This is a genomic window from Erythrobacter sp. JB2-19 (assembly GCF_057365005.1).
In genome coordinates this window covers 898724-919817 of sequence record NZ_CP200290.1, presented here as the reverse complement: position 1 = coordinate 919817, position 21094 = coordinate 898724, and the positions used below count along the sequence as shown (strand labels likewise).

General features: G+C 58.6%; 20 protein-coding genes. 9 read left to right on the top strand and 11 right to left on the bottom strand.

Annotation, left to right across the window (positions count from 1 at the left end; all coding sequences use genetic code 11):
* Window positions 1-2: 2 nt before the first annotated feature.
* The 3 genes from AC0V6O_RS04400 to AC0V6O_RS04390 form a co-directional block, all read right to left on the bottom strand.
* A complete protein-coding gene (locus AC0V6O_RS04400) occupies window positions 3-329 on the bottom strand; it encodes a TrbC/VirB2 family type IV secretion system protein (RefSeq protein WP_486141882.1) in 327 nt (108 codons plus the stop codon).
* A gap of 57 nt (window positions 330-386) precedes the next feature.
* Complete coding sequence (locus AC0V6O_RS04395) at window positions 387-1028, bottom strand: lytic transglycosylase domain-containing protein (RefSeq protein WP_486141880.1); 642 nt, start codon at window positions 1026-1028, stop codon at window positions 387-389.
* Window positions 1029-1275: 247 nt separating this feature from the next.
* Window positions 1276-1851, bottom strand: a complete 576-nt coding sequence (locus tag AC0V6O_RS04390; RefSeq protein WP_486141878.1) for a hypothetical protein — start codon at window positions 1849-1851, stop codon at window positions 1276-1278.
* Between the two features lie 148 nt (window positions 1852-1999).
* Between AC0V6O_RS04390 and AC0V6O_RS04385 the strand changes: the two genes are divergently transcribed.
* On the top strand, window positions 2000-3541 hold the full coding sequence (locus AC0V6O_RS04385) for a hypothetical protein (protein WP_486141876.1): 1542 nt from the start codon (window positions 2000-2002) through the stop codon (window positions 3539-3541).
* 134 nt (window positions 3542-3675) lie between these two features.
* A complete protein-coding gene (locus AC0V6O_RS04380) occupies window positions 3676-6372 on the top strand; it encodes a TonB-dependent receptor domain-containing protein (protein ID WP_486141874.1) in 2697 nt (898 codons plus the stop codon).
* 103 nt (window positions 6373-6475) lie between these two features.
* Here AC0V6O_RS04380 and AC0V6O_RS04375 read toward each other — a convergent pair whose 3' ends face one another.
* From AC0V6O_RS04375 to AC0V6O_RS04365, 3 genes are all read right to left on the bottom strand, one after another.
* A complete protein-coding gene (locus AC0V6O_RS04375) occupies window positions 6476-7150 on the bottom strand; it encodes a response regulator transcription factor (RefSeq protein WP_472638129.1) in 675 nt (224 codons plus the stop codon).
* A gap of 134 nt (window positions 7151-7284) precedes the next feature.
* Window positions 7285-8025 carry an SDR family NAD(P)-dependent oxidoreductase gene (locus AC0V6O_RS04370; protein WP_486141872.1) on the bottom strand — a complete coding sequence of 247 codons (741 nt, stop codon included), beginning with the start codon at window positions 8023-8025 and terminating at the stop codon, window positions 7285-7287.
* 13 nt (window positions 8026-8038) lie between these two features.
* Complete coding sequence (locus AC0V6O_RS04365; RefSeq protein ID WP_486141870.1) at window positions 8039-9181, bottom strand: acyl-CoA dehydrogenase family protein; 1143 nt, start codon at window positions 9179-9181, stop codon at window positions 8039-8041.
* Window positions 9182-9342: 161 nt separating this feature from the next.
* Between AC0V6O_RS04365 and AC0V6O_RS04360 the strand changes: the two genes are divergently transcribed.
* Entirely contained in the window at window positions 9343-9855 is a 513-nt protein-coding gene (locus AC0V6O_RS04360) for a flavin reductase family protein (RefSeq protein ID WP_486141868.1), read from the top strand.
* 43 nt (window positions 9856-9898) lie between these two features.
* On the opposite strand, the gene AC0V6O_RS04355 is transcribed toward AC0V6O_RS04360, so the two are convergent.
* Both AC0V6O_RS04355 and AC0V6O_RS04350 read right to left on the bottom strand, forming a co-directional pair.
* A complete protein-coding gene (locus AC0V6O_RS04355; RefSeq protein ID WP_472638126.1) occupies window positions 9899-10714 on the bottom strand; it encodes a ferredoxin--NADP reductase in 816 nt (271 codons plus the stop codon).
* A 175-nt stretch (window positions 10715-10889) separates the two neighbouring features.
* Complete coding sequence (locus AC0V6O_RS04350) at window positions 10890-11693, bottom strand: hypothetical protein (protein ID WP_486141865.1); 804 nt, start codon at window positions 11691-11693, stop codon at window positions 10890-10892.
* Between the two features lie 83 nt (window positions 11694-11776).
* Between AC0V6O_RS04350 and AC0V6O_RS04345 the strand changes: the two genes are divergently transcribed.
* Window positions 11777-12454, top strand: coding sequence for a Fe2+-dependent dioxygenase (locus AC0V6O_RS04345; RefSeq protein ID WP_486141863.1), 678 nt, complete (start codon window positions 11777-11779; stop codon window positions 12452-12454).
* Between the two features lie 41 nt (window positions 12455-12495).
* Here the strand turns inward: AC0V6O_RS04345 and AC0V6O_RS04340 are convergent, their stop codons facing one another.
* On the bottom strand, window positions 12496-13554 hold the full coding sequence (locus AC0V6O_RS04340; RefSeq protein ID WP_486141861.1) for a Fe(3+) ABC transporter substrate-binding protein: 1059 nt from the start codon (window positions 13552-13554) through the stop codon (window positions 12496-12498).
* A 77-nt stretch (window positions 13555-13631) separates the two neighbouring features.
* Window positions 13632-14681: an ABC transporter ATP-binding protein gene (locus tag AC0V6O_RS04335; RefSeq protein ID WP_486141859.1), complete on the bottom strand. Its 1050-nt coding sequence runs from the start codon at window positions 14679-14681 to the stop codon at window positions 13632-13634.
* Between the two features lie 47 nt (window positions 14682-14728).
* On the opposite strand from AC0V6O_RS04335, the gene AC0V6O_RS04330 reads away from it, so the two are divergent.
* Window positions 14729-16402, top strand: coding sequence for an ABC transporter permease (locus tag AC0V6O_RS04330; protein ID WP_486141857.1), 1674 nt, complete (start codon window positions 14729-14731; stop codon window positions 16400-16402).
* 25 nt (window positions 16403-16427) lie between these two features.
* On the opposite strand, the gene AC0V6O_RS04325 is transcribed toward AC0V6O_RS04330, so the two are convergent.
* Complete coding sequence (locus AC0V6O_RS04325; protein ID WP_486141855.1) at window positions 16428-16922, bottom strand: c-type cytochrome; 495 nt, start codon at window positions 16920-16922, stop codon at window positions 16428-16430.
* A 237-nt stretch (window positions 16923-17159) separates the two neighbouring features.
* On the opposite strand from AC0V6O_RS04325, the gene AC0V6O_RS04320 reads away from it, so the two are divergent.
* From AC0V6O_RS04320 to AC0V6O_RS04305, 4 genes are read left to right on the top strand one after another with little or no spacing between them, the layout of a single operon-like run.
* Entirely contained in the window at window positions 17160-17657 is a 498-nt protein-coding gene (locus AC0V6O_RS04320) for a (2Fe-2S)-binding protein (RefSeq protein WP_486141853.1), read from the top strand.
* Window positions 17654-19942, top strand: coding sequence for a xanthine dehydrogenase family protein molybdopterin-binding subunit (locus AC0V6O_RS04315; RefSeq protein ID WP_486141851.1), 2289 nt, complete (start codon window positions 17654-17656; stop codon window positions 19940-19942). The genes AC0V6O_RS04320 and AC0V6O_RS04315 overlap by 4 nt, the downstream gene beginning before the upstream one ends.
* 22 nt (window positions 19943-19964) lie before the next feature.
* Complete coding sequence (locus AC0V6O_RS04310; protein ID WP_486141849.1) at window positions 19965-20138, top strand: hypothetical protein; 174 nt, start codon at window positions 19965-19967, stop codon at window positions 20136-20138.
* Between the two features lie 9 nt (window positions 20139-20147).
* Entirely contained in the window at window positions 20148-21092 is a 945-nt protein-coding gene (locus tag AC0V6O_RS04305) for an XdhC family protein (RefSeq protein ID WP_486141847.1), read from the top strand.
* Window positions 21093-21094: the final 2 nt, after the last annotated feature.

The window sequence follows — 21094 nt, the reverse complement described above, 5'->3', positions numbered from 1 at the left end:
CCTCAGGCCGCCGCGCTTTGAATGCCAGCAACGATGGTCGATGCGCCGAACAGAATGAAAACGCCGATGATTACGGTCGCGCCAAAGCGCCAATTCATGCGGCCAGTCAGCATCATAAAGCCAACCGCTGCGACAGCCATCACTGCAATCGCGGTCGCGACATTGCCCAGCAGCGTACCTTGCAACCAGCCCAGCGCCGCGACAATCGGGCCGGAACCTTGCGGGTCAGCAACCTGCTGAGCATGCGCAGCAACGGGTGCCAGCATCAGAGCGATAAAGGTCGCAATCCGAGCCATCATCATGGCTGGCATGCGAAGAAGTGACGACATTGATGTTCTCATTCGTGTTCTGCTTTGTCCTTAGGTGCCGCGTGTACGACGTCATGGTTAAAAAGGTTGCGTATCGGTGCGCGAGTGCGAAGCCAATCGGCCCATGATGGCCGCGACATAGAGTTTCGTCTCACGAATGTTTGGAACGCCGCCAGCGCGTTCTATCCGTCCAGGTCCAGCGTTGTATGCGGCCAATGCTTTTTCGAGATCTCCGTCAAAACGATCGAGTTGCTCGCGCAGATAGCGCGCCCCGCCCTCAAGGTTTTGAAACGGATCATCCGGGTCCACGCCCAGATATCTAGCGGTGCCCGGCATCAATTGCGCGAGGCCCCGCGCGCCCGCATGCGACACTGCATTGGGACGCCAGCGACTCTCTTGCCAAACCAGTGCCTCCAGCAGCGATGGGCTGAGATCGAACCGCACAGACAGGCTTTGAACGGTGTCGGCATACATTGCTGGCACGCCTAAGGCATGGCGCGAAGGATCGGCAATAATGCCGTCCGGTACGATCATAGCGTCGAGATCAGCAACCTCGCCAGAGGTAGAGAATTCAGGATTTTGGGTGATCGCCACCGCCCGTGCGCCGGTGACCCAGCGGGCACCGTCAGCATCGATTTGCAGCACGTCCGCCTGCGCGGGTGCAGTTGTTAGGGCAAGCGCAGCAGCGACACCGGCCATGCCCAAACGAGCGAGAATCATCCAAAACCCTCCAATCACGCCCCCTTGCTCATAGTACATGACAAGCAAGTGACATTTACGCAGACCATACCCTTATCAAGGCAAAATATTGCGTAGCAATTAAAGTTAACGCCTATGATTAAGCGATAGATTGGACCGGTTGCAAACACGAAAGCAATCGGGAGGCCTATCGAACCCGCCCAATTGCGTCGTTTTGTGCGATGAAGTGTTGGAAATACTGGCTAGGTGACAAGGCCAACCGAACGGTTCACTCGTTCAATGTCACGCGATTGGCGAAACGTTCAGTCGAAGCTGGCGCAAATTCGTCATTTTTGAGCATTCGCAGTGCCTTGCGAGCGAGTCGGCGCGAATCGGTTGCCGTGCCATTCGCCGTATCGATCTCAATACGATCATTGCTGGCGGCCGCAGCTCTAAACAAAGAGCGCGCGCGCTCTTCATCACCCTGTCTGGCATAGGCGATGCCCAGATTGATCAGTTGTGCGGCATCATGAGAGCGGATCGCTTCCAGTTCGGCAATAGCATCAGCATTACGGCCAGCGACCAAATGTGCGGCTTGCAAATCAGGCTCTGCCTGCCTTGCAATGGCCTCAGATGTGACAGGACTTGCTGTCAAAGACGCAGCAATCAATGCTGAAGTGATGAACACGGCTCTCTCCTTCTCGAATGATGAGAAGATGCGCCGCCACACCCCAAATCGCAATAAAAATGTCATATTGTCATTTTTCTGTAACGCGATCCGTTTTCCATCTGTTTTGAAACGATAAATTTTACGGCTTTTATTGCCTTGAGGTGACGTAAAATCTGTCAAAAAGGACACAAACATCTTTGTTTTGTCATAGTTCGGTCAAAGAAACCGAAGCGTCATATTCGAAGCAATTCCGTCATGATCGCTGCCTAGCGGAGTCCCCGAACGCAACCTCTGCGCTCAATCGATTCTTCGGTTTTTAAGGGGACCGCTCGCTGTGAAAAATATGTCTCGTACTCTCGTTCTTGGTTGCAGCCTCGCTGCTTTGGCTGCCTGCGGCGGCGATGAAATCGTCTCACCCGGCACCTCTGGGGACATCATCATCAATAACCCCGCGCCAACCCCAGCGCCCACCACCACACCGCCGACAGGCGGCGGAACCGTCACACCGGCGGCTGGCTGCCCAACGATCAACTCAACTGGCGGCCTTACCGATGCTGGCACGATCACTGGTCCGACCGGCGAATACCGCGTATGCGAACTACCCGCGCTGATCGATGCCAACGACACACTGCCATTCGTGGACGGCCTGCTCTACGCTCTGCCCGGCCGCGTTGATGTCGGCACAGACCAAGGCTTTGCTAGCACCGGCACGAACGTAACGCTGACGGTTGCTGACGGCGTTATCGTGTTCGGTTCGACCGGCCGTTCGTTCCTGGTCGTCAACCGCGGCAATGCGTTGAACTCCGTCGGCACGGCTGAGCGTCCAATCGTCTGGACCAGCCGCGACAATGTCCTCGGCCTCAGCGATGACAATTCTACCGGCCAATGGGGCGGCATTGTTCTACTAGGCCGTGCGCCAGTCTCAGACTGCGCAACCGGTGTGTTCAACACCGATGCCAACCCGAACGCCAACCCGACCTGCGAGCAATCGCTCGAGGGTACCACGGTTGCTACCAATTTTGGCGGCGGCGACAGTGCGGACAGTTCTGGCGAGATGAACTACAACCAAATCCGCTTCTCCGGCTTCAGCCTTGCGCCAGGTGATGAACTGCAATCGCTGACCACTGGCGGCATCGGCAGCGGAACCACGCTCGCAAACTTCATGTCGTTCAACAGCTCTGACGATGGCATGGAGTTCTTCGGCGGCGCAGTGAACATGAGCAACGTCGTTGCCGTCGGCGCAGATGACGACTCAATCGACGTCGACACAGGCGCTCAGGCCAACCTACAATTCGTGGTGGTGGCTCAGCGCACCTCCGGCGGTGACAGCCTGATTGAACTCGACTCGCCCGATGCAGACTTCTCCGTCAACGCCCGCCCACGCACTGTGCTTCAGGTGGCAAACTTCACCTTCCTCGAACGCTCCGGCTCAAACTCGCAAGCGATCCGCGCACGCGGCGGCGCAGCGCTCAATCTCGCCAATGGCGTGATAGACACCAATGACGAGACTTGCTTGCGCATCGACGAGACCTTCACTCGAGATGTCCCGCCTAGTTTCAACTCGGTAGTCGGCGATTGTGATGCGGCGCGGCCTGTTCGCGGCGATTCTGGCGTGAGCGATGCAGAGGTTCAGGCATTGGTCGATGGCGGCACGAACAACAACGTCGCCTTCACCATCTCACTGACAGGGATCGTCAACGGCACCAATGAAACCGGCGTGGCCGCGTTCGATCCAACCGCCCTCTCCAGCTTCTTCACAGCGGAAACATTCGTCGGCGCGGTTCCAGATGCTGCGGATACCCGCTTCGGCAACTGGACCTGCAATTCCGGCACGCTTGATTTCGGTAGCACCACCGGGGCTTGCACCTCGCTGCCTGTCTACTGATCGGACGCCTTAAATGCGAAAGGGAGGTGCTGTGATCTGGTCAAGATCTCCGGCGCCTCCCTTCTCACAATCTACGAGCCATGCATCTGGCTCATCACAGTTTCAGACCTGATTTCATGAGGGGGTCTAATATCATGCCAATTGGCAAGCGCCTCGTAGGCACGCTGCTCTTCACAACCGCGCTGACGTTCCCAGCATTCGCCGCTGCGCAAGAGGTTGAGCAGTCTCCGGCAACTGAAGCGGATGACGTGACAGTCGAGAGCGAAGAAGAACAAGAGCCGCAAGAACAGCAGCCGGACGTGTCTGTGCCGGGCGGCGGCATTATCGTCACCGGGCGCCGCAACCGCGACCCGCAGCGCGCCTCGACCCAAGTGCTAAGCGTGCTGTCCGAAGAAGACATCGCGCGCACCGGTGAGAGCGATATTGCCGGCGCGCTGGGCCGGGTAACTGGCCTGTCCTTGGTCGGTGATGGCCGCGTATTCGTGCGCGGTCTGGGAGATCGCTATTCTCTCGCGCTGCTCAATGGCCTGCCCCTGCCGAGCCCGGAACCGCTCAGCCGTGTTGTCCCGCTTGATATTTTTCCGACCAGCGTGGTTGCGTCCTCTCTGGTGCAGAAAACCTACTCTGCGAACTTCCCTGGCGAGTTTGGCGGCGGTGTGATCAACCTGACCACGCGCGCCGTGCCGGCAGAGGATTTCCTCAGCTTCAGCTTCAGCACCGGCGGAGACACCGAGACCACCTTCCAAGATGGACTCACCTATTTTGGCTCTGATCTCGACCCGTTCGGTTTCGACAATGGCAACCGCGATATACCATCCAATCTGGCCGCTTTCTTTGCCAGCGGAGACCGGATCGAAGACACCTCGATCGAGGTTCAAGAAGGGGTTGCGGGGCAGATCCTGCCGACCAATCTCGTCACATTGCAGCGCAACGACACGCTGCCAGCGAACTTTTCCGCATCGATAACGGGCGGCACCTCGATTGAGCTGGGCGGCGACAATTACCTCGGCATAATCGCCACCGCATCGATCAAGAACAATTGGCGCAACCGCAACGTGCGCAGCCAGTTTGCCACGCCTGACCTGGCCACGGTCACGGAAGACTTCACGACCTTCATCACCGACAACAATGTTCTGGTAAACGGCCTGCTCAGTTTTGGCCTCGACCTCGGCCCCCACACCTTGCGCTGGACGAACCTGTACATCCGCGACACGCTGAAAACCGCGCGGCTTGAGCAAGGCACAAATTTCCTTTTCGGCGAGACCGGATTTGATTTTGCCAACCAGCAAACGGCCTGGTTTGAGCGGCAGCTGATCGACACACAATTTGTCGGCGAGTTCGATTTTGACCGTTTCGACTTTGATGTGCGCGCTGGCTATGCTCGCACTGATCGCGAGGCACCGTTCAACGCCAATGTTCGCTACACCCGGACCAATTTTGCCGAGGATCCGCTCGGTGAATTCTTCGTGGCCTATCTTAACCGCTTGTCGGATACGGGCCTAACGACCATCGCCTTCGATGATCTTCAGGAAGAGCTGCTGTTCGGTAGTGTCGACGTCTCTTACGAAGTCACCGACACGCTCGAGTTGACCGCAGGATACGCCTATAGCGACACTGACCGCCGTTCCTCCAGCCGAGAGTTCAGCCCGCTGATCGAAGGCGATGTGCTAGACGACAGCCTGGTGCCAATCCTCGGTCTGCGCCGTCCGGGCGACCTCATCAATGGAGCGACATTGGCTGGCTTCAACGTTCGCCTGGACGAGACAAGCCCGTTTCCCGTCTTTGACGCAGAGCTCGAAACACAGGCCGGATACGGCATTATCCGCTTCCTGCCGACTGACAGGCTGACGATGGAATTTGGCGTCCGCTATGAGGATGCGACGCAGACGGTTGCGCTCGATCAAACCATCTTCACCACGCCTATCGTCGGCGCAACGCCAACCAATCTGGCTGAAGATTACTTCCTGCCGGGCACCACGATCACGTGGGAGCCGGTCGAGGATTTGCAGCTGCGCCTTGCCGCCTCCAAAACCATTGCCCGGCCGCAATTCCGCGAGCTGGTGGAGCAGACCTATTTCGATCCGGAATCGAACCGCGAATTTCGCGGCAACCCCTTCCTGACCGACAGCGAGCTGTTCAATCTGGAGGCGCGCGCCGAATATTACATCAGCGGCTCTGACCGGATCAGCATCGCGGGCTTCTACAAGGAAATCGACAACCCGATTGAGGCCTTCATTTTCTCAACCGCTGGCGACCTGGTGACCAGCTTTGCGAATGCGCCAAAGGCGGAGCTTTACGGTGCGGAGATCGATCTGGTCTACGGGATCGACCTTTACAATTGGGGCGGCAGCTTCTTTGAAACCAAGCAATTGCTGTTTCTTGCGAACTACACCTACACCCAGTCGCAAATCTCGGTTGATCCGGCTGATGTGACCTTCGTGCCACCGGGCGGCGAGACCAACGCGTCGCTCTTGTTCGATGATGGTGACCCGCTGGTCGGGCAATCCGACCACATCGCCAACTTCTCTATCGGGATCGAGGACACGGAGAAGGTCCAGCAGTTCACCGTGCTGTTCAACTACGCAAGCGAACGTGTCACCACGCGCGGATTCCAGCGCCCTGACATCGTCGAGGACCCCGGATTGACCGTCGATATAGTCGCGCGCTCTGAGGTTGGGATGTTCGGCCAGCCGTTCGAGCTGGAGCTGGAGGTGCGCAACATCTTTGGCCGCGATAATCTGGAGTTTCAGGAAAACTCGAACAACCGGATCGACATCAACAGCTATGATGTCGGTACCTCGTTCTCAATCGGGATCAAAACCGAATTCTAAGCGCGCTGAGCGGTCCACCTCTCCCCGGATTGCTAGTCACTAGAGAGGCCGCTTTGGGAAGCCAGAGCGGCCCTTTTTGTAGGCTTTTTGTAGCGCTAGCTGATCAGGGCAGATCGAAAACATAACCGCGCGAGCGCACCGTGCGCAGCGGGTTGCCCCCGCCCGCCTGCTTGATCGCACGTCGCAACCGGCCAATCCAGACATCGACCGTGCGCTCATCAATGGGCGGCTCGCGCTTGCCCAGCCCGTTGATCAAGTCATCTCGGCTAAGCACGCGGTTGGGGTTCTCTGCGAGAAAGCGCAGCAGGCGAAATTCATTGGGGCGCAGGGAAATGACCTCTCCATCCCACCGCGCTTGCAAGGCCGCCATATCAATCGACAAATCGCCAGTTTCAAACAAGCGTGCCGCGTGCCGATCGTTCTGACGCGATTGCAACGCCAGCACCCGGTCGAGCACCTTTGTGCGGTCAATCGGCCCGATCATGTAATCATGCGCCCCGGCCTTTAAGGCGCGGCGGCGGTCATCATGGTCATCTTGTTCGAGCACCATAGTCACATGCGCCTCACGCGTGCGCGGATCGGCGCGCAATCGGCGGCACATTTCCAGACCCGCCAGATCGTCCATCACCCAATCGATAAAGGCCCACATAGGCCCTTCGACCAGGCGCCGCGGGCCATCGGCATAGAGCCGATCAAAGGTGAATTGGCGGTCGCCATGGACAAAGTCGTCCTGGTTTTCAGCCAGATCGTTCGTCAGAAAGATGTTGATGACGTCCACGACCACCCCGCTTCACATTGAAGCATGGGATGGCGGCGACTTGTGACGCATTCATGACGTGTTTTTGACCGCTACAGCGATCTTGTCATATTCGGAGAATTAGGGGGCATCTCGGCCCGTAAATCTGCAAGGTTTCACGACAAAGTCAGCCCGCCATCTACGACTAAGGTCTGGCCCGTCATGTAGCTCGACAATGGCGAGGCAAGGAACAGGGCGGCGCCGGCCATATCCTCTGGTGTGCCAGTTCGCCGCATGGGAATGCCGCTCACCATCGCTTCCAATCGCTCGGGATGGTCGGTCATCACCGAAGTCATCTTGGTAGGGACCAGTCCCGGCGCGATCCCATTCACGCGAATGCCGTCTCGCGCCCAAGCCACGCCCAAGGTTTTCACAAGGCTCGCAGCTCCGGCCTTAGACGCCGCATAGGCCGGGTTTCCGATCACTGCATTGAACGCAGCGACAGAGGAGATAACGATCATCGTTCCGCCCTTATCAGCCAAAGCGGCATGGAAGACGCGCGCAACATCCATCACCGAATTGAGGTTCACATCAACCACTTCGTCCCAGCCTTTCTGGGCAAATTCCTGGCGCTCATATCGCACAAGCCCTTGGCATTGGATCAGCACGTCGGGTTCGAGAACCTCATCTGGCAAAGCGTTCACTGCATCGCGGTCCGTCACATCAAGCTGATGGTAGCTAAGCTCAGTGAACTCACTGTCTTCCGCCTCCAGATAATCGCCCGCGTCGGGCCGCGTGCCGGTAACATGCACTTCGGCCCCGCGCTTACGAAACGATTGTGCAATGCCATTGCCGATCCCGCCTGATCCGCCGATCACGAGAACAAGTTTGCCAGTAAAATCGAGTGGGTCTGACATCGGGCCTAGTCCCTTAAATGGAGCGGCTGATCACTTCTTTCATGATCTCGCTGGTGCCGCCGTAAATCCGCTGAACACGCGCATCGCGCCACAGCCGCGCTATCGCATATTCATTCATATAACCCGCCCCGCCGTGCAATTGCAGCGCGGTGTCGACGCATTCCCATTGCATTTCAGTGTGCCAGAGTTTGGCCGCGCTGGCCTCGTCCGTGGTCAGTTCTCCGGCCAGATGACGCTTAATCGCCCAGTCCAAATGTGCCCAGCCTACCTGCAGCTTCGCCTGAAGGTCCGCGAGCGTGAACTTAGTGTTCTGGAACTCGAACACGGTCTTGCCAAAGGCCTTGCGGTCTTTTGTGAAAGTCACCGCTTCATCAAAGGCGCGCTGCGCGCCGCCCATGGCCGAGACCGCAATACTGAGGCGTTCCTGTGGCAGCTCCTCCATCAGATGGATGAAGCCGCGCCCTTCACCGCCCAGAATATTGGTCTTGGGCACGCGTACATCGGTAAAGAACAGCTCTGATGTATCGGCAGAATGCTGGCCAATCTTGTCGAGATTGCGCCCGCGCTCAAACCCCGGCGTGTCCGCATCGACCAAGATCAGCGAAGTACCCTTGGCGCCCATGCTCGGATTGGTCTTAGCAACAACGATTACAACATCGGCGTTCTGGCCGTTGGTAATATAGGTTTTTGAGCCGTTGATGACGAGGTGATTGCCGTCTTCCACCGCCGTTGTGCGGATGCCTTGCAGATCGCTGCCCGCGCCCGGCTCCGTCATTGCAATCGCGGTAATTATATCGCCAGAGATCATGCTAGGCATATATTTCGCGCGCTGTTCATCGCTGCCCAGTCGTTCAAAATAATTGACTGTGATATCGTTCTGCAAAGTGAAACCGGCGGATGTTCCCAGATAGGCAAGCTCTTCTGCAATCACGCAGTTAAAGCCGAAATCGAGCCCCAAACCGCCATTATCTTCTGAGACCGTAGGACACAGCATCCCCGCGTCTCCCAAGGCCTTCCACGCCTCGCGCGGGACCACGCCCTCTTCCTCATGCTGGTCAAGGAACGGCTCCATATGCTCGCTCAGGACTTTGCGAACAGTGCCGCGAAACGCCTCGTGATCATCATTGTAGGCGGTGCGGTGGGCGACATTGAGCATTGGTGTTCCTCTTCCCGATTATCATTCAAGTTGCTGATTGCAATTCATGCCGTACGCACGGGTTTTGTAAAGACCACAAAGCCATAATTACCTTGCGAAATTCGCATGAGTGCCAGTGCACGCTTGCAAAATGAATGAGGTGCACGCACATGCGCTGACACATGAAGTCGCCTTCCCACACCGAATATCGCTCTGGCTCTGATCCGCGCATCCTGCGCGATGCGCTTGGCACGTTTGCAACCGGCGTCACTGTGGTCACTTCGCTGGGCGACAATGGGGAGCCGGTGGGCCTCACCGCCAACAGCTTCACTTCGGTCAGCCTTGATCCCCCTCTGTTGCTGGTGTGCCCAGCGCGCAGCGCCTCGACCACCAGCGCGTTGGAGGCGAGCGATCACTTTGCGATCAATGTCCTACGCGCGGATCAACAGCACATATCCACCCTGTTTGCCACCAAAGGGACGGACCGCTTTTCCGAGATCGCGTTTGACACCTGCGAGCATGGGGTGCCGATCATTCACGATGCGCTGGCGAACTTCGAATGCCGCAAGCACGCCGTCCATGATGGCGGCGATCACCTGATCCTGATCGGTGAAATCACACGAGTGCGATTCACCCCGGATCATGATCCGCTGCTGTATTATGGGGGTAAATATCGCAATTTGCAGACCGACTGATCGGCCCGTCTGACTACGTGCCTAAACGGCGCGAAGCCACCGGTTAGCCGACAAACGCGCGCTCAATCACAAACTGGTTTGGCTGAGAATTGCTGCCTTCGGTAAAGCCGCGCTCTTCCAGATCAGCGGCGTGATCCTTGATCATCGCCATGCTGCCGCACAGCATCACCCGGTCTTCCTCAGGCACAAAATGCTTGGGACCGTTGCTCTTTTCAAACAGTTTGCCGCTGTCGATCAGCGTCCCGATCCGCCCGGTGGTGTGAAAATCCTCACGCGTGACAGTAGGGATGTAATGGAACCGTTTGCGGTCTTCGTCTTCCAGCAGGGGATCGCCTTCAAGCTGGCTTTCCAGCAACTCGCGATAAGCCAACTCATTCACCTGGCGCACAGAGTGAATGATGAAAATCTCGTCATACAGATTGTAGATCTCTGGATCACGGGCGAGGCTCATAAACGGCGCAAGGCCTGTGCCCGTCGAGAGCATGAACAGCCGCTTGCCCGGCAACAGAGCATCCGTCACCAGCGTGCCGGTTGGCTTCTTGCCAAGATAAATCGGATCGCCAACCTTGATATGCTGGAGCCGCGAGGTGAGCGGGCCATCTTGCACTTTGATTGAGAGAAACTCGATCTCTTCCTCATAGCTCGGACTGGCCATGGAATAGGCGCGCAGCAGTGGCTTGCCATTGTCGCCCGGCAGACCAATCATGATGAATTCGCCCGAACGAAAACGGAAAGCCGCAGGCCGCGTGATCCGCAATGTGAACAGGCTATCCGTCCAGTGATGGACATAGGTGACGGTCTCAACGGAAAGCGCGCCGCTTTCGGTGAACTGATCGCGATCTAAAATGAGCTCGGTCAATTAGGGCCTCGATAAATCAAGTAGAATGGCCAGCCGCCAGGTATGGCGCAGCCTTGGCGCACGATACGCCGGGTATGTCTTGGCGGCGCATTTGGCGGTTTGATCGGCGCTCTTCAAGTGAGTTTAGCGTTCACTCCTGAAAGTCAGTCTTGGGACGGCAGTGTAACCAAACAGCTCAGGACGCAGGCTGCGGTAGGGCTAAAGCAACCTTTGATGCGAGCGCAGAGACTTGCCCAGCGGGCGCAGGATCATCCGGCGGGATCGGCCCTTCCTCTGGCCAGAGCGCAAGCATAGCGGTGAGCTGCGTGCGCACATCCTCGGCGCGCGGCGTATCGAGATCTGCAGCCATTTGCCAGGCCACACGAGTAAAACCCCATGCGTCCTGGTATTCAGCTGGATCGGTGACTTTCCCATCAGAGACCGCGACGCTGTATTCAGCCACGGCTGTATCCATCAGAAAGCGAATGACCTCTACCTCATCGCCGCCAGCCTTGCCGCGCACTTCGCGAAGGTTTGCCTCAGCCGCCGCCAATTGCGGTTCAATTTCCGCCGCTGGTCTGCCCTCTTCAAGCGCGGCTGACACCGCCTCAAACGGTGCCGGATCGAACCCAAGTTCCTCTAAGCCCGCGCGCTCAGAGGCATGAGTTTCGGAAACCGGGTGGAGCAAATGCGGAGCCGCAGCCTCAGCATCGCCTGCCCGGTATAGAGCGAGGCCCGCTGCGACATGGCCGGACATGAAAGCAAGGCGATTGGGCAGTTCAAGCGCGCCAACATCCGCTCCCGCTTCGCCGCCTTCACCTTCGCCTCCAGCTGCTTCACCGCCTTCACCAGCCTCGCCGCCAGTGCCAGCTTCTCCGGTTTGTGCTGCTTCATCGCCTTCACCGCCCTCGCCGCCTTCCCCAGCGCATCCTGCCAGCCCGCTGCCCATCAGCGCGGTTGCCACGCCCAACCCGGTCCACAATTTCAGCTTGGAATTCATTGTCTCGCCTTTCGCGCAATTCTATGCTTGAGACACTAGCCGCGCGCCGCACTTGTGCAACTCACTATCGGGCCCAATTCTCAATGATCTTGTCGATATCCGCGATTACAGACCAGCAAATTCTGGATACCATCACCACGCAACTGGGCGAGCTAACCTGGCAAGATGGGCGCAGCACGGCTGGTAAGCGAGCCAGCGCGGTCAAGGTCAATCAACAAGCGGTGATGAGCAATGAGGCTGGCCAGGCACTGCGCCAAACGCTGTTGCCGCATATCGTCGAAAATCCCATCCTGCTAGCGGGCGCACGGCCCCGACGATTCTCGCATCTGATTGTCAGCAAGACGGAAAACGGCGGCCATTATGGCGCGCATATCGACAATGCACTGATGGGGAAAGGCGAAGGCCGGATGCGCAGCGACCTGTCCTTCACTCTGTTTCTGACCCCGCGCGACCAATATGAAGGCGGCGAACTGGCGATTCACAATGCCGGCGCGACGCAAGAGATTGCAGGCGAAGCGGGCCAGCTGGTGTTGTACCCGTCGACCAGCATTCATGAAGTGCATCCGGTCACCTCGGGCACTCGGCATGTCTGTGTCGGTTGGATCGAGAGTCTGATCGCGGACGGTCCGCAGCGCGAGCTATTATTTGATCTCGATAATCTGCGCGCCAGCCTGCGTGCAGCGGACGGCACCGATCCTGCCCTGGCACTAACGCTCGATAAGAGCATCGCCAACCTGCTAAGGATGTGGGCGCAGCCTTAGCGGGGTACCCCTAAACCTGAGGCGCGTTGTCACGCCGCAAATCAGTTCCAACCGGCTTGGTCGTAAATCCGCACCGCTTGCGCTTGACCTTTGCCGATCTCCGCCGCGTTCAGCGTGTCTGGCTTAAACTCGCCCAGGCCCTCCACTGCAGATGACGCAGCAACACTCAAGACCGCCGGATATTCATTGTTGCCGTTGGCGAAATATTGCTGCGCGCTTTCCTCGGTCAGATATTCGAGGAAGCGGATCGCATTCTCGCGGTTGGGAGCGTGTTGGAGCACGCCTGCGCCGCTAATGTTGATATGCGTGCCGGTGGTTTCCTGATTGGGGAAGATCACTCCGATGGCTTCCAGCACGTCTGGGTTTTCTGCGTCCTCCGCCGCATAGCGCGCAAGATAGTAGGAATTGACGATCGAGATGCGGCATTCGCCCGAGGCGACCGCTTCGATATTGGCGCTGTCATTGCCTTGCGGCGGGCGAGCAAAGTTGACGACCACGCCGCTGGCCCAGTCCTTTGCGGCCTCTGCGCCATTGTTGGCGATCATGCTAGACAGCAGCGAGATGTTGTAAATGTTGGAGGACGAGCGAACACAGATCGCGCCTTTATAGGCTGCGTCGGTCAGATCTTCATAGTTCGCCAGCCCTTGCGGTTCGCCAGCCGCCTTATTGTAGATGATCACGCGGGCACGGGTGGAAAGACCGAACCAAAGACCGTCCGGGTGCCGCAAATATTCCGGCAGGCGTTCGGTCAGCACATCGGATTGCACAGCGGACAATATGCCTGCTTCTTCGGCCCGCCATAGGCGGCCCGCATCGACGGTAACCAAAAGGTCCGCCGGGGAAAATTCGCCTTCGCTGACAATCCGCTCGATCAGAGCATCTGCGCCTGCTTCAATCCGGTTCACGCGAATACCGGTTTCGCGGGTGAAATCGTCATACAGGGCCAAATCAGTGTCGTAGTGACGCGAGGAATAGAGATTCACTTCACCAGTGATCTCGACGCCGTCGGACGCTTCGCTATCACCGCTCGTCCCAGAGCACGCCGCGAGCGCGCCCGCCAGAATTGCTGTGAGCGCACCGCCCCAAAATCGCTTAGCCATTATGTTTCCTTGAATGCCTTATTGCGATTGATTAGCATTATAATTTAATTCCGCAAGCCTTGATGACATGACGGCGATCAATCCGCAGTTGGCGCGGCCGCAAATGCCAGGACGCTCGCCGCGCGCGGTCGTACAGCGATCCGCTTGCCAATCGTAGCCGTTTCGCCTTCGGCTTGCTCGATGGTCATTTCTTCCCCGCCATCATTGGCGAGCACAATCTGCGTGCGCGCACCCATACGCCGAATGTCGCGAACCACCAATGCGCTCCCCTCATTCGCGCTTGTCACTTCGAAGCCATCCGCGCGGAGCAGCAGCTCAAGGTTCAAGCCATCCGGCGTATCCCCTATCACAGCGGAGAGAGGCCACGTGCCGAACGCGGTCGCAATCCCGCCTTCCGCACGCTCGCCCGAAATCACCTGAGCACCGCCAAAAATCGCGCCAACTTGCGCGCTGCTCGGCGTGTCATAAAGCTCTTGCGGGGTGCCAAATTGTGCAATCCGCCCGCGGTCCATGACCACGATTTGGTCGCCAATATCCAATGCCTCTTCCGGATCATGCGTTACCATGATAACCGTCGCCCCGCGCTGGCGCAGCAAAGCGCGACATTCCCTTCTCAGGCTTTTTCGCAACACAATATCGACGCTGGCGAATGGCTCATCCATCAGCAGCACCTGCGGCTCTGGCGCCATCGCCCGAGCCAAGGCTGCGCGCTGCTGCTGCCCGCCAGAAAGCTCATGCGGATAGCGTTCGCCCAGCCCGGCCAGACCGACCAGCTCCAGCCATTCTTCGATCACATCGCCGCCGCTGCGCGATTTCGGCAGGCCAAAGGCGACATTTTGCGCGATCGTCATATGCGGAAACAGGGCACCATCCTGAAACACCAGCCCAACGGGGCGCTTTTCTGGAGGCGGAGAGTGGCTCTCATCCACAAGCAATTGGCCGCCAATATGCACGCTGCCTTGTTGCACAGGCAGCAATCCGGCGGTGAGATTTAGCAATGTAGACTTGCCACAGCCCGACGATCCAAGCAGACACGTGATCTCTCCTTGGGGCGCTGTGAAGCTGATGTCTTTTAACGCCCTCGTGTTACCGTAAGCATGGGCGATATGGCGAAATTCGAGGCTCAAATCTTCATTCCGGGCCAGTTGCGTTGAGCCGCCTTAGGCTCAATGCTTTGCCGCGCGCAACCGCGAAGGAAGATGGCGCGGGACTCTCGCCCGCCGCATCAAAGGGCCCTGAAGTGCTAGACCGTTGGTCGTTGGGCGCCTGGATCATCGCAGCTCTGGCGGCGATTCCGATCCTCACCATTGTGGTTTCTGCACCAAGTGGCGGGATCGCTAGTCTGGTTGAGCTCGCCTCCACCATCCTCTCCGATTATCTGATCAATACCAGCGCGCTGATGCTGCTAACCGCTTTGGTCGCGGGCGTTATCGGGGTCGGCACCGCATGGCTAATCAGTGCGACCCGCTTTCCCGGCAGGCGAATATTGGCCTGGGCCTTGGTGCTGCCGCTTGCCGTGCCCGCCTATATTGCCGCCTATATCTATGCCGACCTGCTCTCGTTCACAGGCCCGGTACAAAGCGGCCTGCGCACAATAACTGGCTGGAGTTTAGGAGATTACAGTTTCCCTCAAATCCGCTCACTGCCCGGCGCGGCGCTGATCCTGGGCCTTGTGCTTTACCCCTACGTCTATCTGCTCGCTCGCACGGCCTTTTCCGCGCAAAGTCTCGGGCAGTTTCGCGCTGCTCGCAGCCTCGGCGCGGCTCCCCTGCGTGCCTTCACTCGCGTCGCCTTGCCCGCCGCCCGGCCCGCCATCGCTGGCGGCCTCGCACTTGTCCTGATGGAGACTTTGGCCGATTTCGGTGTTGCTGAGTATTTCGCGATTCCGACCTTCAGCACCGGCATTTTCCGCAGTTGGCTGGCCATGGGTGACAAGCAATTGGCCCTCAAACTCGCGGCATTTATGCTGGTCTTCGTTATTGCGCTAGTGGTGTTTGAGGCAAGCAGTCGGCGAGGACGCACGGACAGCCGCGATGCCGCCCGATCGGATGAAGCCTTAGTTGAGTTAAATAGCTGGCAACAGGCGCTAGCGCTCATTTTCTGCGCCCTGCCCGTGCTGCTGGGCTTCGGCATTCCGGCCGCGCATCTCGTGGTTTTGGCGCTCGATACCGGCGATCAAATGAGCGCTGCGACCCTTTGGAGTTACGCGCGTGACAGCCTTACCCTCGGCCTAAGCGCAGCGCTGGTTTGCACCGCCGCGGCGGCTATCCTCGCCTTTGCTCAGCGCCGTTCGAACAGCCGCATCACCCGCTTTGCCATCCGGGTGGCAACATTGGGCTATGCCCTGCCCGGCGCGCTGCTAGCGGTGGGATTGCTCGCACCCTTGGGCGTGTTCGATCAAGCCATCACCCGCTTCTCGCGCGACACCTTTGGCTTTACACACGGCCTGCTGCTCGCGGGCACCAGTGCGATTTTGATCTATGCTCTGTCGGTGCGGTTTCTGACCGTCGCCTTCAACTCGGTCAGCGGAGGGTTTGAAAAAGTCCCGCCATCGCTGGATGCCGCCGCCCGTTCGCTCGGCGCGGGACCGGGAGAGGTCATGCGGCGGATCCATATCCCACTGCTGACGCCCAGCCTCGCGGCCGCCGCCGCTTTGGTGTTCATCGACACCCTGCGAGAGCTGCCCGCGACCTTGATCCTGCGGCCTTTCAATCTCGAGACCCTGGCCACGCGGGTTTACCGGCTTGCCAGCGATGAAAAGTTGACCGAGGCATCAACCGCCAGCCTTTTGATCCTAGCCGCAGGTTTGATCCCGGTGCTAATGCTGAACCGCGCGGCGAAATCCTAATTCAGCGGACCCGCCGCGCTAGCGATTACTCGCCGTTGGTTTGCAGATAAGCGATCAAGTCAGCGCGATCTTGCGGATCTTTCACCCCTGGGAACGCCATACGTGTGCCAGGCATAGCGCCCTGTGGATTCTCCAGATAGGTGAAGAGCTCTTCGGGGGTCCATGTGATGTTGCTGTTGGCGTTTGCTTCACTGTAGTTGAACCCTTCAACTGAGCCGGACACGCTACCAACAATGCTGTGCAATGATGGGCCAACACGGTTCACACCCTCTTCAAGCACGTGGCATGAACGGCAAAGGCCATAGACCTTTTCACCAGCAGCTGCGTCACCGGTTAGATCAGCAAAGGCTACGCTTGCGACAGCTTCGGTTGGCTCTACCGGTGCTTCAACGGCGGCCTCTACCGCACCTGTTTCTGACTCGGCAGGAGCTGAGCCGCCCTCTTCTGCGCCGCCACCACAAGCCGAAACAGATACAAGGCTCACCAAGGCCAAAGTGCCTAGCAATGCGTTACGCTTCATATTCGAACATCCTCTACAATCCAGATTGCGCCGCCCCCAATGATCGCCGCCTAGACGAGAATCATTACAATGCCTAGCTTTCACAGCCATCTCCTTTTCGCTAGCCAGAAAGAAACGGATTGCGGCTCCGCAAAGGGGAGCAAGGCTGAGCGGCTTTCGCTGACGCTCAAGATTTGGTAGTGTTTTGAAACGTACTGTGCGGCACGAGCAAGCCCCCGCCCCAATGGAGCCAAACGAATGATCGAGTTCACCATCAACGGCCAAGCCACCAGCCTGGATGCCGATCCCAATATGCCGATCCTGTGGATCGTGCGCGAGAAGCTGGGCATGACCGGGACCAAGTTTGGCTGCGGGATCGCCGCTTGCGGGGCCTGCACCGTGCATCTCGACGGAGAGCCTGTGCGCAGCTGCTCCACTCCGCTCTCCGCGGCTGAAGGCCGAGCGATCACCACGATTGAAGGTGTTGCAGGCAAAGACGGCGAGCTTAGCGCGGTTCAGCAAGCCTGGATCAGCGAGCAAGTGCCGCAATGCGGATATTGCCAATCGGGCCAGATCATGTCGGCGACGGCTCTGCTGCGTGACAATCCTGCGCCGAGCGATGAAGACATTGATGCTGCGATGAGCGGCAACATCTGCCGCTGCGGAACGTACAAACGCATTCGCCAAGCCATTAAGGTTGCCGCCGGTCTGGAGACCGCGCAATCCGAAGACGAAGCGCAGGAGAGCGCAGCATGAGCGAGCAAGAAACAGCGAAACCTACGGCAAAGACTGAGCGCAGCGCAGCCGCCAAGTGGAGCCGTCGCGGTTTCATTGGTGCTGGCGTGCTAGCTGGCGGCGCATTGCTGATCGGGGTTGGAGTGCGCCCAGGCAATCCGGTCGGCAAGTTGAAAGCCAAGGTCGCAGGCGGTGCTGGCGAAGAGCTGGTCAACAGCTGGGTAAAAGTCGGGGCGGACAATGTGGTGACGGCGATCATCCCGCACTGCGAAATGGGTCAGGGCGCGCATTCCGTGCTCGCGCAAATGCTGGCCGATGAGCTGGATGCCGATTGGTCAAAAGTCGAAGTGATGCAAGCCCCCGCCGATGGCAGCTATATCGTCAGCGACGCCGCGCGCATGTTCGTCGCCCCATTCACCATGAACGCGGCCGATTGGATTGAGCCGACATGGGACGGCCTGTTCACGCAGATCGGGCGATTGGCCGACGTTATGATCACCGGAGGCAGTTCCTCAATCCGCACCACCGGCCAATATCAAATGCGGATCGCAGGCGCGGCAGCGCGCAAGATGCTGATCGGGGCAGCGGCCAACAAATGGGGCGTACCGGCCAGCGAAATTACGACGCGCGACAGTACGCTGATCCATAGCGGCAGCGGCAAGTCTGCGCCTTATTCTGATTTTGCAGCCGCTGCTGCTGATCAGCCAATGGACAGCTCGCCACGGCTGAAGGACCCCAAAGATTACCGTCTGATGGGCAAGAGCAAGCGCCGGACCGACATTCCCGCGAAGGTGATGGGCAAGGCCGACTTCGGGATCGACGCCAATATTCCCAGCGTGGAATTGTCTGATCTTTCCTATGCGGCGGTGCGCCGTGCTCCGGTACCCGGCACTAAGGTGACGAGAATGGACGCAGAGGCGGCCAAAGGCATGCCCGGCGTGCAGCAGATCCTCAACATGGGCAGTTTCATCGCAGTGGTGGCCGATGGCTATTGGAACGCTCAGCAAGCGCTGAATACAATCACGGCTGAATACAGCGCCTCGGAAAGTCCGATCAAGACAACCGCCGATCAATTCGCAGCCTTCAGAGATGCGATTGATGCAGCAGGTGATGACGGCGGGGAGCAAGCCGCGTCCAAAGGCGATGCAGCAAGCGCTTTTGCCGATGCCACAACCAAGCTGGAGGCGGAATACACCGCTCCGTTTCTTGCCCATGCTCCGATGGAACCGGTCAATTGCACGGCATGGGTGCGTGACACCGATGATGGCACGAAGTGCGATATCTGGACGAGCACTCAGGTGCCGCTAAGGGCGCGCAGCGCGGCCGCGGGAGCCCTCGGCATGGATGACGAGGATGTCACCGTGCATCACCCGTTTCTGGGCGGCGCATTCGGGCGGCGGCTAGAGAATGATTATGTGACGATGGCAGTGCGAGTGGCGAAGGCCACTGGCTATCCAATCAAGATGATTTGGTCGCGTGAGGAAGACACGCAAAAGGCGCTGTACCGACCGGCAGATGTAAGCCGCTTTAAAGGCGGTCTTGACGCAGGCGGCAGGTTGGTCGCCTACAACAACATCTTCACTCAGCGGCATGACCCGGCGGAGGCAAGCGTTCCCGGCATTTACGACATTGCCAACACTTCGGTGCGTGTCGCGGAGGTGCCATTGCACCTGCCCTTCTCCGCATGGCGCTCGGTCGATCATTCACAACAGGGTTTCTTCATTGAGAGCTTCATTGACGAGGCCGCCAATGCCGCTGGTGCGGATCCGCTGGAATACCGCCTCAACATGCTCGGTGCGAACACCGCACGGCACAAAGGCGTGCTGGAAAAGGTCGCCGAGATAAGCAATTGGAGCACTCCGCGCGGTGAAGGCATTGGCCTGGGCGTCGCCATCATCGAGAGTTTCGGTACGGTGGGCGCAGAGGTAATCGAGGTCGACATGACTTCAGGCCGCCCCAAAATGCTCAATGTCTGGGCCGCAATGGATGCGGGCTATGTCATGAACCCCGATGGTTTCCGTAATCAGATCGAGGGCGGGATCGTGTTCGGCCTAACCGCGGCTATGTACGGTGAAATTGAGCTGGAAGACGGAGCCGTCAAGCAGAGCAATTTCCACGATTATCAAATGCTGCGTATGGACGAGACACCAGCCATAGAAGTTGCGATCATCAACAGCGGCACCGTGCCGATTGGCGGCGCGGGTGAGCCGAGTACATCGCCCGCAGCGCCTGCTCTAGCCAATGCGATCTTTGCTGCTAGCGGCAAACGTCTGCGCGAAATGCCGTTCGCGAAGCAGTTCGTATAAGCGCCGGTTAGGGAAGCAAGACATGCGCAAATTCATCGCAGCAATTGCAGCTATTGGTGCACTCTCACTCGCCGGATGTGGCGGGTCAGAGGTTCAGGAACCGGTCGAGCAAATTGTCGTCGCCGAGCCGGGCAAAGCGGCCAGCAGCGAGACCGGGCCAGAACAAGTCGCCGAACCCGAACAGCCTGCTGAATAGAAACGCCTAATGGACCGCGACCGGGTCTTTGCCTTTCTGAGCGATCGGCAGCGCGAAGGCCGCGTCTGCGCGCTCGTGACAGTGATGGCGGTCGAGGGTTCCTCCATCCGTAACCCCGGCACACATATGGCGGTTTGCGAAGACGGCCGATTTGCCGGATCGCTCTCTGGCGGGTGCATAGAAAACGCCGTCGTTGCTGAAGCGCTAGAGGCCCTGCGCCAGGGCAAACCACGCGTTATCCGATTTGGCGCAGGCTCGCGTTACATCGATATCACCCTTCCCTGCGGCGGCGGGATCGATGTGCATTTCCAACCATTGGCGGACAGGGAATTCACCGAGCGGTGCACCGCAGCAATCGCCGCGCGAGCGCCCTTCACCGTGGAAATCAGCATCGGTGAGATCGCTTGCATTGACGGCTGGCAAGCAGTCCGAGCCGATGTCGCATCCGCCACAGGCATATTCGGCCATTGGCCTCGACCACGCCTTTGCGTCATCGGGCATGGCGTCAGTGTTGAGGCGTTGGTCAAGCTCGCAAGCGCGATGGACATTGCCAGCGACGTTTTGTCACCCGATCCCGAGATCTGCGAGCGCCTCACCAGCCTTGGCACTCCGGCTCAATTGCTCACCCAGACCGGCGACATCCATCTGCTCACTAGCGATCCCTGGACCGCCTTTGTTTTCCTATTCCACGACCATGATTGGGAAGTAAAACTGCTCGCTCGCGCGCTGGAACTGCCGCATTTCTATTGCGGAGCAATGGGCAGCCGCAATGCCCACGGCGCGCGCAGCGACGCGCTGCTCGCCAGCGGTGTGAGCGCCGACGCGATCGCTTCGATCAATGCCCCGCTTGGCATGTTTCATTCCTCGCGCGATCCAGAGACATTGGCGCTATCTGCGTTAAGCGAAATCGTGCAAGCCTATCAATCAGCTGATTTTGCGGGCCATGATGCATAGTC

Coding starts and splice junctions, on each gene's coding strand:
- AC0V6O_RS04385 (WP_486141876.1), top strand. CDS start 2,000: ATGTCTCGTACTCTCGTTCTTGGTTGCAGCCTCGCTGCTTTGGCTGCC.
- AC0V6O_RS04345 (WP_486141863.1), top strand. CDS start 11,777: ATGATCTTGTCGATATCCGCGATTACAGACCAGCAAATTCTGGATACC.
- AC0V6O_RS04360 (WP_486141868.1), top strand. CDS start 9,343: ATGAAGTCGCCTTCCCACACCGAATATCGCTCTGGCTCTGATCCGCGC.
- AC0V6O_RS04395 (WP_486141880.1), bottom strand. CDS start 1,028: ATGATTCTCGCTCGTTTGGGCATGGCCGGTGTCGCTGCTGCGCTTGCC.
- AC0V6O_RS04370 (WP_486141872.1), bottom strand. CDS start 8,025: ATGTCAGACCCACTCGATTTTACTGGCAAACTTGTTCTCGTGATCGGC.
- AC0V6O_RS04390 (WP_486141878.1), bottom strand. CDS start 1,851: ATGTTTGTGTCCTTTTTGACAGATTTTACGTCACCTCAAGGCAATAAA.
- AC0V6O_RS04310 (WP_486141849.1), top strand. CDS start 19,965: ATGCGCAAATTCATCGCAGCAATTGCAGCTATTGGTGCACTCTCACTC.
- AC0V6O_RS04325 (WP_486141855.1), bottom strand. CDS start 16,922: ATGAAGCGTAACGCATTGCTAGGCACTTTGGCCTTGGTGAGCCTTGTA.
- AC0V6O_RS04305 (WP_486141847.1), top strand. CDS start 20,148: ATGGACCGCGACCGGGTCTTTGCCTTTCTGAGCGATCGGCAGCGCGAA.
- AC0V6O_RS04315 (WP_486141851.1), top strand. CDS start 17,654: ATGAGCGAGCAAGAAACAGCGAAACCTACGGCAAAGACTGAGCGCAGC.
- AC0V6O_RS04350 (WP_486141865.1), bottom strand. CDS start 11,693: ATGAATTCCAAGCTGAAATTGTGGACCGGGTTGGGCGTGGCAACCGCG.
- AC0V6O_RS04365 (WP_486141870.1), bottom strand. CDS start 9,181: ATGCTCAATGTCGCCCACCGCACCGCCTACAATGATGATCACGAGGCG.
- AC0V6O_RS04340 (WP_486141861.1), bottom strand. CDS start 13,554: ATGGCTAAGCGATTTTGGGGCGGTGCGCTCACAGCAATTCTGGCGGGC.
- AC0V6O_RS04380 (WP_486141874.1), top strand. CDS start 3,676: ATGCCAATTGGCAAGCGCCTCGTAGGCACGCTGCTCTTCACAACCGCG.
- AC0V6O_RS04320 (WP_486141853.1), top strand. CDS start 17,160: ATGATCGAGTTCACCATCAACGGCCAAGCCACCAGCCTGGATGCCGAT.
- AC0V6O_RS04400 (WP_486141882.1), bottom strand. CDS start 329: ATGTCGTCACTTCTTCGCATGCCAGCCATGATGATGGCTCGGATTGCG.